This window comes from Cellulosimicrobium sp. So1_17, assembly GCF_055181235.1.
Map to the genome: position 1 here is coordinate 376,392 of NZ_CM143702.1, position 12,294 is coordinate 388,685.

Annotated in this window: 12 protein-coding genes; 7 read left to right on the top strand and 5 right to left on the bottom strand. The window is 75.1% G+C overall.

Going from position 1 to position 12,294, the window contains the following annotated elements; genetic code table 11:
- Positions 1-5 precede the first annotated feature (5 nt).
- Entirely contained in the window at positions 6-722 is a 717-nt protein-coding gene (locus tag ACZCLJ_RS01655) for an HNH endonuclease family protein (RefSeq protein WP_463105248.1), read from the bottom strand.
- 151 nt (positions 723-873) lie between these two features.
- Between ACZCLJ_RS01655 and ACZCLJ_RS01660 the strand changes: the two genes are divergently transcribed.
- Entirely contained in the window at positions 874-1,914 is a 1,041-nt protein-coding gene (locus ACZCLJ_RS01660; RefSeq protein ID WP_463105249.1) for a Gfo/Idh/MocA family protein, read from the top strand.
- Between the two features lie 81 nt (positions 1,915-1,995).
- A complete protein-coding gene (locus ACZCLJ_RS01665; RefSeq protein ID WP_463105250.1) occupies positions 1,996-3,573 on the top strand; it encodes a serine/threonine-protein kinase in 1,578 nt (525 codons plus the stop codon).
- A 16-nt stretch (positions 3,574-3,589) separates the two neighbouring features.
- Here the strand turns inward: ACZCLJ_RS01665 and ACZCLJ_RS01670 are convergent, their stop codons facing one another.
- From ACZCLJ_RS01670 to lpdA, 3 genes are all read right to left on the bottom strand, one after another.
- The gene (locus tag ACZCLJ_RS01670) at positions 3,590-4,480 is read right to left on the bottom strand and encodes a TIGR01777 family oxidoreductase (RefSeq protein ID WP_251151499.1); all 891 of its coding nucleotides are present in this window, start codon (positions 4,478-4,480) and stop codon (positions 3,590-3,592) included.
- A 122-nt stretch (positions 4,481-4,602) separates the two neighbouring features.
- Positions 4,603-6,426, bottom strand: coding sequence for a 2-oxoglutarate dehydrogenase, E2 component, dihydrolipoamide succinyltransferase (gene sucB / locus ACZCLJ_RS01675; RefSeq protein WP_463105251.1), 1,824 nt, complete (start codon positions 6,424-6,426; stop codon positions 4,603-4,605).
- A 31-nt stretch (positions 6,427-6,457) separates the two neighbouring features.
- On the bottom strand, positions 6,458-7,852 hold the full coding sequence (gene lpdA, locus ACZCLJ_RS01680) for a dihydrolipoyl dehydrogenase (protein WP_463105252.1): 1,395 nt from the start codon (positions 7,850-7,852) through the stop codon (positions 6,458-6,460).
- Positions 7,853-8,118: 266 nt separating this feature from the next.
- Between lpdA and ACZCLJ_RS01685 the strand changes: the two genes are divergently transcribed.
- Positions 8,119-8,463, top strand: a complete 345-nt coding sequence (locus ACZCLJ_RS01685; protein WP_463105253.1) for an oxidoreductase — start codon at positions 8,119-8,121, stop codon at positions 8,461-8,463.
- Positions 8,464-8,485: 22 nt separating this feature from the next.
- Here the strand turns inward: ACZCLJ_RS01685 and ACZCLJ_RS01690 are convergent, their stop codons facing one another.
- Positions 8,486-9,991 carry a leucyl aminopeptidase gene (locus ACZCLJ_RS01690; RefSeq protein ID WP_463105254.1) on the bottom strand — a complete coding sequence of 502 codons (1,506 nt, stop codon included), beginning with the start codon at positions 9,989-9,991 and terminating at the stop codon, positions 8,486-8,488.
- A gap of 69 nt (positions 9,992-10,060) precedes the next feature.
- On the opposite strand from ACZCLJ_RS01690, the gene ACZCLJ_RS01695 reads away from it, so the two are divergent.
- From ACZCLJ_RS01695 to ACZCLJ_RS01710, 4 genes are read left to right on the top strand one after another with little or no spacing between them, the layout of a single operon-like run.
- The gene (locus ACZCLJ_RS01695) at positions 10,061-10,417 is read left to right on the top strand and encodes a hypothetical protein (protein WP_463105255.1); all 357 of its coding nucleotides are present in this window, start codon (positions 10,061-10,063) and stop codon (positions 10,415-10,417) included.
- Between the two features lie 13 nt (positions 10,418-10,430).
- Complete coding sequence (locus ACZCLJ_RS01700) at positions 10,431-10,934, top strand: hypothetical protein (RefSeq protein WP_463105256.1); 504 nt, start codon at positions 10,431-10,433, stop codon at positions 10,932-10,934.
- Positions 10,931-12,058 (top strand): quinone-dependent dihydroorotate dehydrogenase, encoded by a 1,128-nt coding sequence (locus ACZCLJ_RS01705; RefSeq protein WP_463105257.1) that lies wholly within the window; start codon positions 10,931-10,933, stop codon positions 12,056-12,058. The genes ACZCLJ_RS01700 and ACZCLJ_RS01705 overlap by 4 nt, the downstream gene beginning before the upstream one ends.
- The gene (locus tag ACZCLJ_RS01710) at positions 12,055-12,264 is read left to right on the top strand and encodes a hypothetical protein (protein ID WP_251151492.1); all 210 of its coding nucleotides are present in this window, start codon (positions 12,055-12,057) and stop codon (positions 12,262-12,264) included. The genes ACZCLJ_RS01705 and ACZCLJ_RS01710 overlap by 4 nt, the downstream gene beginning before the upstream one ends.
- Positions 12,265-12,294: the final 30 nt, after the last annotated feature.

Below are 12,294 nucleotides of genomic sequence, written 5' to 3' on the forward strand. Positions count from 1 at the left end.
CCCGGCTAGCCCGCGGGGACGGGCTCGGCGGGGCAGTCCGCGAGGACGCGCTCCATCGCCTCGGCCTCGGACGGCGTGACGGACAGCCCGTACTCCGCCTTCACGGCGATCTGCCGCGCCACGTACGGGCAGCGGAACGCGTGGTTCGGGGGGAGCCACGCGGAGGCGTCGCGTGCACCCTTCGACTGGTTCGACGGTCCGTCCGCGGCCAGGAGGTTGAGCGGGTCGTTCGCGAACCGCGTGCGCGTCTGCGCGTCCCAGGAGCGCGCGCCCTTGCGCCACGCGTCGAGCAGCGGCACGACGTGGTCGATCTGGACGGCCGCGCTCGTCGCGTTGCCGCGCCGGAAGTCGATCGTCTCCCCGGTGTACGGGTCGAGGAACGTGCCCGTGCGGACCTCGCACGGCTCGCCCCGGGTGGAGAACGTGAGGTCCGTGAGGTCGCGCGCGAGGACGTCGTTGCGCGTGTCGCACCCGTTGTCGTCGACGTCGACCCACGCGCTGCCGAACTCCGACCGCTCGTAGCCGGTGTCGGGCCCCGGGCCCTTGACCTCGAGGCGGGCGAGCACGGCGAGCGCCGTGCCGTCCGCCGGCACGGGCTCCGGCCCGTCGACCGCGGCCGACCGCTCGCCGAGCACGTTCGCGAGGACGATGAGGAGGGCGAGCGCGACGAGCACGTAGCGCAGGGCGGTGCGTCGAGGAACCCGACGGCTCGTGGTGCTCACAGGACGACCTTCCCGAATCCGATCCTCGACCCGTGTGCGCAGGAGCCGCACGCAGTACACCAATCCGGACCAACGCGCACATTCTGCCAGGTCCGGACGGATGCTCCGACCCCGTCTCGATGCACAGGGGCCGCCGGTTAGATTGGTGCGCATGGTCAGCGCAGCGCGTCCGCTCAGGGTCGGGATCGTCGGGTACGGGGGAGCGGGACGGGGGATCCACGCGCGGCTCGTGCGCGAGGCGGGCCACGCCGTCACCGCGGTGGTCGTCCGCTCGCCCGAGCGGCGCGCGGCCGCGACCGAGGACTGGCCCGGCGTGCACCTGCACGACGACCTCGACGCCCTCGTGGCCGACCGTGACGCCTACGACGTGGTCGTCGTGGCGAGCCCGACGTCCCTGCACGCCGAGCACGCGACGGCGCTCGCGCGAGCTGGCGTCCCGGTGGTCGTCGACAAGCCGCTGGCCCTCGACACCGCGTCGGCGCGCGGCGTCGTCGAGGCGGCGGAGGCCGCCGGCACGCCCCTGACCGTGTTCCAGAACCGGCGCTGGGACCCCGAGCAGCTCACGCTGCGGCACGTGCTCGAACGGGGCGACCTCGGGGTCGTGCACACGTTCGAGCGGCGCTGGGAGCGGTGGCGGCCCGTGCCCCAGCAGCGCTGGAAGGAGAACGACCCCGTCGGCGGCGGCCTCCTGCTCGACCTCGGGCCTCACCTCGTCGACTCGGCGACGCAGCTCTTCGGGCCCGTGACGTCGGTGTGGGCCGAGCTCCGGTCCCTCACGACGCCCACCGAGGACGACGTCTTCCTCGTGCTCCACCACGCGCCCGACGCAGCGGGCGACGCGGTCGTCAGCCGGCTCTGGGCCGGTTCCGTCGTCGGCGCGCCCGGTCCGCGCACGCGCGTCCTCGGGTCGGCGGGGGCGTACGTCGTGACGACGTTCGAGAACGACGCGTCGCCGTTCGAGGTCTTCGACGACGCGGCGCCGGCCGGCTCGGAGGGCTGGCTCACCCACGGTCGCGAGCGCGCCGCCGTGGAGCGTGCCCCGGGCGGCCACGCGGACTTCTACCGCGCCGTGGCGGCGTGGCTGCTCGACGGAGGCCCCGTCCCCGTCGACCCGCGCGACGCCGTCCGCACCGCCGAGGTGCTCGACGCCGCCCGGCGCAGCGCCGCCGACGGGCGCCGGATCGACGTCTGACCGGACGGCACGAGCCGATCGCGGGTCGTTCGGCCTGTGGACAACCCGTTCCTGCGACGCCCGGCACGGTGAGATGGGCCCATGCCTGTCTCGCCGTCGCACGCCACCGACCGTCCGGCCGTCGGCGAGCAGACCGTCGAGGCGCTCACCGCGGCGGGCTGGGAGGTGCGGCCGCGCCCCGGCGCACCCGGGGGCCTCGTCGCGCGGGACGCGGGCGGCGACGACTGCACGATCGAGGTCGTCGCCGTGCCCGACGACCCGGGCGCCCGTGCCGCGCTCGTCGAGCACCTGCACGGGCTGCGCGGTGGTGACGAGCATCTCGTCGCGGTGCGCGCCGCCGTCGAGACGGGTGACGGCCGCCTCGCCGTCCTGAGCCAGCACGTGGAGGGTCTGCGCCTCGACGAGCTCACCGCGGCCCGTGGCCCGTTCACGGCGGGCGAGGCCGTGACCGTGGCCGTCCCCGTCGCGCAGGCGCTCGCGGCGCTCCACCGCGCCGGCCGGCTGCACGGGGCGCTCGACGCCCGCGCGGTCGTGCTGTCCTCGGACGGCCGGGCAGTCGTCCGGCCGCCGCTCACCCCGAGCGCCGGTTCCGCGGCGGACGACGTGCGCGACCTGGCGCGACTCCTCCTCGGGCTCGTCCCGCCACCGGCGTCGAGCCATCCTGCGTCCGGCGGGACGCCGGCGGACCCGGACGAGGCGCGGGACCTGGCGGCCCTGCACGGCGAGCTCGTCAGGGCGTTGCGCGAGGACCCGGAGGCCCGTCCGGCGGCAGGGACGTTCGCCGCACGCTGCTACGACGCGGTCGAGCCCAGCCCCGTGGTCATGCCCGACCCGGCGCGGCTCGTCGCCGCCGCCCTCGGTGGGCGGCGCGAGACGGCCGCCGTCGTCGCCGGCACGACCGCCGAGGCGGGTCCGGCACCCACCCGGGCGGCGTCCCGCGCAGGTCGGGGCGCCCTCCGCGCCCGCCGGGTCCGCCCTCACGCGGCCCGCGCACGTCCGGTCCGCTCGGCCCGCGCGCGGACGCCCGGGGCTCCGGGGCGCGGTGGCGTCGCGCGGGGGGTGCTCACGGCCGTCGGGATCCTCGCGAGGTGCGTCGCGCTCGTCGCCGTCCTGCTCCAGCTCGGCGGGACGCCGGAGGACGCCGGGATGCCCGAGGACGCAGGGGTGGCGGGGCCCGGTGCGGCCACGGGTCCCGGGACGGGCTCGACGTCGGACCTGACGGCGGACCGGGACGACCCGCTCGGCGCCGCCCGCGAGCTCACCGTCCGGCACCTGGCGCTCGTCACGGGCGGCGACGGCGACCTCGCGGCGGTGGTCGTCCCCGGGTCGCCCGCGGCGACGAGCGAGCAGGCGTTCCTGGCGGAGCTCGAGGGCACGGAAGTGCTCGACGCGCAGGTGGAGGTCTTCGACGCCCGACAGGCGTCCGGGTCACCGTCACCGACGCCTGCCACCGCGTCCGAGCCCTCCTCCGAGCCCTCCTCCGAGCCCTCGTCCGCACCCGCGGACGAGGCGCACGTCGAGGTCGACTACGCCGTGAGCGCCCACCGCCAGCGAACCGCTGACGGCGAGGTCCAGGTCCCCGCGACCCCGCGCACGACCGTCGCCCTGGTCCTGCGCTGGACCGACGCGGGATGGCGCGTCGCAGAGGTGCGGCTCTGAGGCCGCCCGGGACGTCTCAGCCGTCGACGACCGACCGCGCGGCGGCGTCGAGCTCGGGGTCGGTGAACCGGAAGCCGCTCGCCTCCAGCACCGTCGGCAGCGCCCGCTGGGAACCGAGGATGTCGGACGCGAGCTCACCGAGCGCGATCTTCAGCGCGAACGACGGCACCGCGACGACCGCGGGGCGGTGCAGCGCGCGGGCGAGCGCGGCCGTGACCTCGGCGTTGGTCGCGGGCAGCGGGGCGCAGAGGTTCACCGGGCCGTGCACCGGCGTGGTGAGGAGGTGGCGCAGGGCGGCGACCTCGTCGCGCAGGGTGATCCAGCTCCAGTACTGCCGGCCCGACCCGAGGCGGCCGCCGACCCCCAGCCGCAGGAGCGGCAGGAGGCGGCCCAGCGCCCCGCCGTCGGACGACAGGACGATCCCCGTGCGCGCGTGCACGACGCGCACCCCGGCGTCCTGCGCGGGTGCGGTCGCCGCCTCCCACTCCCGCACGAGGCGCGCGAGGAACCCGTCGCCCGACGCGGACGTCTCGGTGAGGACCTGCGCGCCGCGGTCGCCGTAGTAGCCGATCGCCGACCCCTGGACCCACACCGGGACCGGGCGGTCGAGACCGGCGAGCGTCCGTGCGAGGAGGCCGGTCGTCCGCGTGCGGGACGTGACGAGCGTCCGCTTGTACTCCGTCGTCCAGCGGTGGTCCCCGACCCCTGCGCCCGCGAGGTTGACGACGGCGTCCGCGCCCTCGAGCGCCGCGGGATCGAGGATGCCGGCGTCCGGGTCCCACTCGTGCTCGTCGCTCGTCTGCGGCGGTCGTCGCACGAGCCGACGCACGTGGTGACCGTCCTCGCGCAGCCGTTCGAGCAGCTCGCCGCCGATGAGTCCGTGCGAACCGGCCACCACGATGTCCATGGGTCCACCGTACGGGGGCGGAGCGGGTCGCGTGCACCGGCGCCGCGGACGCGCCGAGGGCCCCCGACCGGTGCGGTCGGAGGCCCTCGGTGGTCCGCGGTGTCAGCGCACGAGCGTGCCGGTCAGAGACCGACCTCGGACTCGAACGCGCCCTCCTCGATCCGGTTCTTGATCGAGGTGAGGAAGCGCGCAGCGTCCCCGCCGTCGACCAGGCGGTGGTCGTAGGACAGGAAGATGAAGCACGTCGAGCGGATGCCGATCGTGTCGTTCCCGTCGGCGTCCGTCACCACGGCCGGGCGCTTCGTGATCGTGCCCGTGCCGAGGATCGCGACCTGACCGACCGGGACGATCGGCGTGTCGAAGACCGCGCCGCCCGAGCCCGTGTTCGTGATCGTGAACGTCGCACCGGCGAGCTCGTCCGGGCCGACCTTGTTCGCCCGGGTGCGGGCGCCGAGGTCGGCGATCTTGCGCGCGATGCCGGCGAGGTTGAGGTCGCCCGCGTCCTTGATCACCGGGACGACGAGGCCACGCTCGGTGTCGACCGCGATGCCCACGTTCTCCTGGGCGTGGTAGGTGATCTCGTCCTCGCCGAAGGTCGCGTTGATCTTCGGGTAGGCCTTGAGCGCCTCGACCGCCGCGAGAGCGAAGAACGGCAGGAACGTGAGGTTCGCACCCTCGCGCGCCTTGAAGTCCGCCTTCGCGCGGTTGCGGAGAGCGGCGACGCGCGTGACGTCCACCTCGACCGCCGTCGTGAGCTGGGCCTGCGTGCTGAGCGCCTCGACCATGCGGCTCGCGACGAGCTTGCGCAGCCGGCTCGTCTTCTCCGTGGTGCCGCGCAGCGGCGACACGGCGGGGACGGACGGCTTCTTCGGCGCGGCGGGAGCCGACGCCGCGGCAGCGGGGGCCGCAGCGGACGCCTTGGCCTCCTCGGCCTTGCGCGCCGCCTCGAGGACGTCCTCCTTGCGGACACGGCCACCGACACCCGTGCCCGTCAGGGTCGACAGGTCCACGCCCTTGTCGGCCGCGAGCTTGCGCACGAGCGGCGTGAGGTACGTGCCACCGGCCTTCGCGGCGGGTGCCGGGGTCGCCCCCGGTGCCGAGGGAGCCTCCTGCGCGGGCTCGGACGGCTGCGCGGGAGCGCTCGTCGCGGGCGCCTCCTCCTGGGCCGCCTGCGCCGGGACGTCCGCCTCGCTGGCCGGGGTCTGCGCCTCGGTCGGCGCCGACGGCGCCTCCTGCTCGGGCGTCTCCTGCGGCTGCGCCGCCTCGGGGGCCTCCTGCTTCGGAGCCTCCTGCGCCGCGGCCGGGGCAGCGCCCGAGCCGACGATCGCGAGGACCGCGCCGACCTCGACCGTCTCGTCCTCCTGGACGAGGATCTGCTGGACGGTGCCCGCGACGGGCGACGGGACCTCGGTGTCGACCTTGTCGGTCGAGACCTCGAGCAGCGGCTCGTCGACCTCGACGCTGTCGCCGACGGCCTTGAGCCAGCGCGTGACGGTGCCCTCGGTGACGGACTCGCCGAGCGCGGGGAGCTTGATCTCCTCGCCACCCGAACCGCCCGCGGGCTGCTCGGACTGCGCGGGGGCCTCCTGCGCGGGAGCCTCCTGGGCAGCGGGCGCGGGGTCCTCGGCCTGCGGGGCCGGCTCCTCGGCCGGCTTCTCCTCGGCCGCGGGCTCCTCGGCCTGCGCGGGAGCGGCGGAGCCGCCGCCCTCGCCGGACCCGATGACGGCCAGGTTCGCGCCGACCTCGACGGTCTCGTCCTCCTGGACGAGGATCTGCTCGAGGACGCCTGCGACGGGGGAGGGGATCTCGGTGTCGACCTTGTCGGTGGACACCTCGAGCAAGGGCTCGTCGACCTCGACGGTGTCGCCGACGGACTTGAGCCAACGGGTGACGGTGCCCTCGGTGACGGACTCGCCGAGTGCCGGCATCTGCACGTTCTCAGACATGACCTGCCTGGTCTCCTTCGATCGTTGGGGGTCAGTTGTGGGCGTGCAGAGGCTTGCCGGCGAGTGCCAGGTGCGCCTCTCCGAGTGCCTCGTTCTGGGTGGGATGGGCGTGGACCAGGGCGGCGACGTCTTCCGGGTACGCCTCCCAGCCCACGATGAGCTGGCCCTCGCCCACGAGCTCGCCGACGCGCGCACCGATCATGTGCACGCCGACGACGGGCCCGTCCTTGCGGCGGACGAGCTTCACGAAGCCGCTCGTCCCGAGGATCTTGCTCTTGCCGTTGCCCGCGAGGTTGTACTCGAGGGTCTCGACGGCGTCGTCCCCGAAGGTCGTCCTGGCGTCGGCCTCGGTGAGCCCGACGGACGCGACCTCGGGCTCGCAGTAGGTCACGCGGGGGATCGACGACTCGACGAGCGGCGTCGGCTCGAGGCCGGCGATCTGCTCGGCGAGGAAGATGCCCTGCGCGAAGCCGCGGTGCGCGAGCTGCAGGCCGGGGACGATGTCGCCCGCGGCCCAGATGTTGCCGACGCCGGTGTGGAGGCGCTCGTCGACCACGACGAAACCGCGGTCGAGCGTGACGCCCTGCTCCTCGTACCCGAGGTCGGCCGTGCGGGGCCCGCGACCGACGGCGACGAGCAGCAGCTCCGCGTCGAAGGTCGTGCCGGACTCGAGCGTGACCGTGACCCCGGAGTCGGTCTCCTTGACGCCCGCGAACCGGTCGCCGAGCGAGAACTGGATGCCGCGCTTGCGGAACGCGCGCTCGAGCGACTTCGACAGCGCCACGTCCTCGTTCGGGACCAGGTGCGGCAGGGCCTCGACGATCTGGACGTCGGCGCCGAAGGACCTCCACACGCTCGCGAACTCGACGCCGATGACGCCGCCGCCGAGCACGACCACCGAGGACGGGACCCGGTCGAGACCGAGCGCCTGGTCGGACGTGACGACGCGGCCGCCGATCTCGAGACCGGGCAGCGTCCGGGAGTACGAGCCGGTGGCGAGGACGACGTGGCGGCCGGTGTACCGGGTGCCGTCGACCTCGACGGTGTCCGGCCCGACGAGGCGGCCGTGCCCCTCGACGTAGGTGATGCCGCGCGACGCGACGAGTCCCTGCAGGCCCTTGTAGAGCCCTGCGACCACGCCGTCCTTGTAGCTGTTCACCCCGGCCATGTCGACGCCGTCGAAGGTGCTGCGGACACCGAACCGGGCGCCCTCTCGCGCGCCGTCGGCGAGCTCGGCCGCGTGCAGCAGGGCCTTCGTCGGGATGCACCCGTTGTGCAGGCACGTCCCGCCCAGCTTGCCCGACTCGACGAGCACGACGTCGAGGCCGAGCTGCGCGGCCCGCAGCGCCGTCGCGTAGCCGGCGCTGCCTCCGCCCAGGACGACGACGTCCGACGGGGTGCCGGATGGTGTGGCGGGTTCGGCCACGTGCGACTCCTTCAGGGAGGGGAGAGCGGTGTCGGACGTCCACGGCACGACGACGGGCCGACGGGACCGGTGGGTCCCGGCCCACGGTACGTGAACGTTCTCCGGAGCCATCTTGGCACCTCGGGCACCGCCTCCCCAATCGAGGACGGCCCTGACGGCTGTGACGATGGAGACAGGAACGTGGCAGGGGACCGGGCGGACCGGCACGCCGATGTGGCCGCGCGCCCGCCCGGGAACCGTCCAGCACCGCGCTGTACCCTGCCGGTGTGTCCCGGCTCTCACGACTGTTCTCCCGTCGTCCGACCAGGAGCTCGGCCGCGGCCTCGTCCCCGGCAGCCTCGTCGGACGCCCGCAGGGCGACCCTCGCGCACCTGCAGGACTTCGTCCGCACGCGCGTGGGCGTCGAGGCGTACGTCGAGCCGCCGACGCCTGACACGGGAGCGACGCTCCTGCTCATCGCGACCACCGGCGAGTGGACGCGACGGCGCGTGCCGGACGAGCGGACGGCCTTCGACGTCGCGGGCTCGCTCGGCGTCCCCGTCTACAACGTGCGGTTCACGGGGTACCCGCAGCGCATGCGGGACTGGAACTCGCGCCAGCGTCGGCACTGACGCCGGCGCGAGTCCTCCGCGCTCAGCGTGCGGCGCGTCCCTCGACGAGCGAGAGCAGCGTGCGCACGGCGACGCCGGTACCGCCCACGGGCGTGTAGCCGTGCGCCGACCCCTCGTTGAACGCGGGGCCCGCGATGTCGAGGTGCGCCCACGGCGTCGACCCGACGAACTCCTGGAGGAACAGCCCGGCGACGAGCATGCCGCCGAACCGGTCCCCGATGTTGGCGAGGTCCGCGACCTTCGACTTGAGCGACGCGCCGAGCTCCTCGGGCAGGGGCATCGGCCAGAACTGCTCGCCCGCGGACTGCGCCGACGCGACGACCTCGGCCCGCACGTCGTCGGCACCCATGACCGCCGACACCCGGTTGCCCAGCGCGACCATCTGCGCGCCGGTGAGCGTCGCGACGTCGAGCACGACGTCCGGCTTCTCCTCGACCGCCGCGACGAGCCCGTCGGCCATCACGAGGCGGCCCTCGGCGTCCGTGTTGAGCACCTCGACCGTCTTGCCGCCGCGGATCGTGATGACGTCCGACGGGCGCTGGGCGGTGCCCGACGGCATGTTCTCCGCGAGGCACAGCCAGCCGGTGACGGCGACGGGCAGGCCCAGGCGGGCGGCCGCCACGACCGTGCTCAGGACGGCCGCGGCGCCGGCCATGTCGGACTTCATGGCCTCCATGCCCTTCGCGGGCTTGATGGAGATGCCGCCCGAGTCGAACGTGATGCCCTTGCCGACGAGCGCGACCTTGGCGGCCGGACGCGAGGGGGAGTAGGCAACCTTGACGAGGCGCGGCCCGCGCGTCGAGCCCTGGCCCACCCCGACGAGGCCGCCGTAGCCGCCCGCGACGAGCGCCTTGTCGTCGAGGACGGTGACCTTGATGCCCTTGGCCGCGGAGTCCTTCACGGCCTGCTTCGCCGCGTCGGCGAACGCGGCGGGGAAGAGGTCGTTCGGCGCCGCGTTGACGAGGTCGCGCGTCGCGTTGACGGCGTCCGCGACGACGCGCGCACGCTCGACGGCGGTCTTCACGGCCGCGCTGCGGGCGTTCCCCGCGAGCACCTCGACGGTCGCCACCGGCTGCGCCGACGCGGCGCGCGCGGCCTCGCCCGTGCGGTACCGCGTGAAGGTGTACGCGCCGAGCAGCGCGCCCTCGGCGACGGCGGCGACGTCGGCGGCGTCCTCGACGGGCAGCGCCACCGCGACGGAGGCCGTGCCCGCGAGCGCTCGCACCGCGGCGCCCGCGGCACGGCGCAGCGCCTCGGTGCCGAACGTGCCGTCGGCACGGCGGGCTCCCAGCCCGACCAGCACGAGCACGTCGGCCGCGAGGTCGGCGCCCGCGGGGACCTTGCGCACCTCGTCGGCGGCACCGGTGATGCCGAGCGCGGGAGCGAGGTCCTCGAGGCCGGCGACGACCGCGCGGGGCAGGTCGCCCCCGACGATCGCCACGCCGTCCGACGACGTGTGGGTGCCGACGACGAGCACGTCGACCTTGGCACCGGCGGGATTCTTGCTGGAGACGGTCAGTTCAGCCACACCGGCGATGCTAACCCCGCGGCCGGGCGGATTCCGCCCGGGCGCGCGACCGCCGGTACGCTCGGCGGCGTGGTCCTTCCCCTCGTGCTCGCCGTCGTCGCGGCGTGCGTGGCGCTCGCAGGCTGGGCGGTGGTCTTCGTGGTCCGGGACCGGGCGGTGGTCCTGCGCCAGCTCTGGGGCGCCAGCGTCGTCGAGGGCCTGATCCTCGTCCAGTGCGTCGTCCTCGGGATCCTCGGTGCGACCGGGACGGCCCCGACCGACCCCGTGCTCCTGTGGGGCTACCTCGTGACCGCGCTGTTCGTCCTGCCCGTCGCCGCGCTGTGGGCGTTCGCCGAGCGCACGCGCTGGAGCTCGGTGGTGCTCGCCGTCGCCGCGCTCACCGTGGCCTTCCTCGAGTGGCGGGTCTGGCAGATCTGGAACACGTGACCCGGAGGTCTCGATGAGCGCACCCCGCTCGACCGGCAGCGGGTTCGGCCGCGTCCTGGTCGTCGTCTACGGCATCTTCGCCGTCGCCGCCACGGCACGTGCCGGCGTGCAGCTGCTGCGCGACTGGCACGAGGCGCCGCTCGCGTACGGCCTGTCGGCGTTCGCGGCGGTCGTCTACGTCGTCGCGACCGTCGCGCTGGCTCGTGGCGGCCCGGTGGCCCGGCGGGTCGCCTGGTGCGCGGTGGGCGTCGAGCTCGTCGGCGTGCTGGCCGTCGGGACGCTCTCGCTCGTCGACGCCGCGGCCTTCCCGCGCGCGACCGTGTGGTCCGGCTTCGGTCAGGGCTACGGCTACGTGCCGCTCGTCCTGCCGTTCGTCGGCCTGTGGTGGCTGTGGCGCACGCGCGCCCGGCCCGACGAGCGTCCCGACGGCCCGCCGAGCAGCATGCCCGACGACGCGACCCCCGCGAGCGGGACCGCCCGCCCGTCCGCCCACGACACCCCGGAGGACGTCGCATGAGCCGCCGCCCCGTCCTGTACTCGCTGCTGTTCGACACCGTCTTCACGCGCATGGACCCCGAGCGGGCCCACGAGGTCGCGTTCACCCTCATCTCCGCCGCCGGACGGGTGCCCGTGCTGCGCGACGTCGTGCAGGGCGCGCTCGCGCCCTACCTCGGCCGCGGGGCCGGGGGGCGCGGCAGCGTCGAGGTGCTCGGGCGCGTGTTCCCGGCACCCTTCGGCCTCGCGGGCGGGTTCGACAAGAACGCGCGCGCGATCCGTGGTCTGACGATGCTGGGCTTCGCGTTCGTCGAGGTCGGGACCGTGACGGCGCACGCCCAGCCGGGCAACGAGAAGCCGCGCCTGTGGCGCGAGCTCGACGTGCGCGGGGTGCGCAACCGCATGGGGTTCAACAACGAGGGCGCGGCGGCGGCGGCCCGGAGGCTCGAGGCGCTGCGCGCCACGCCCGCCGGCCGCGCGGTGATCGTCGGGGCGAACATCGGGAAGACGAAGGTCACGCCCGCGGCGGAGGCGCCGGGCGACTACGCCACGAGCGCGAGCCTGCTCGCACCGTTCGCGGACTACCTGGTGGTCAACGTGTCGTCGCCCAACACGCCCGGCCTGCGCGACCTGCAGGAGGTGGAGTCGCTGCGCCCGATCCTCGTGGCCGTGCGCGAGGCCGCGGACGCCTCGACCGGCGCCGCGGGCGTCGGCCGCGTCCCGCTCCTCGTGAAGATCGCGCCCGACCTGGCCGACGACGACGTCGACGCGGTCGCGGACCTCGTCGACGAGCTGGACCTCGACGGGGTGGTAGCCGTGAACACGACGATCGGCCACGACCGCGGGCCGGGCGGGCTGTCCGGCCCGCCGGTGCTCGCCCGCGGGCGAGCGGTCGTCGCGCGGCTGCGCGAGCGGCTCGGCGACGGGCGCGCGATCATCGGCGTGGGCGGCATCACGACCCCCCACGACGCGCGGGACTACCTGCACGCGGGCGCCGACCTCGTCCAGGGGTACACCGGCTTCCTCTACCAGGGGCCGCTGTGGGCTGCCCGCATCAACCGCTCGCTCGTGCGCCACCCGGAGCCGGGCGCGAACGTCCGGGGCACGGGGACGGGCACGGGGACGGACACGGAGGAGGCACGATGATCCGGCCGCAGTGGGTCTGGGAGCTCGACGACGCCGACGGGCGCCCGATCGGCTCGCCGGTGAGCCCGGTCTTCACGACGCAGTTCGACGCCGAGCAGTGGCTCGGGGAGTCGTGGCGCTCGCTCGCGGCAGGGGGCGCGGTCGTCGCGCGGCTCCTGCACGACGGCGCCCAGGCGACGGCACCCGTGGAGCTCCGGGCGGGCTGAGTCCCGCGCATGCGTCGTCGCACGCGGACG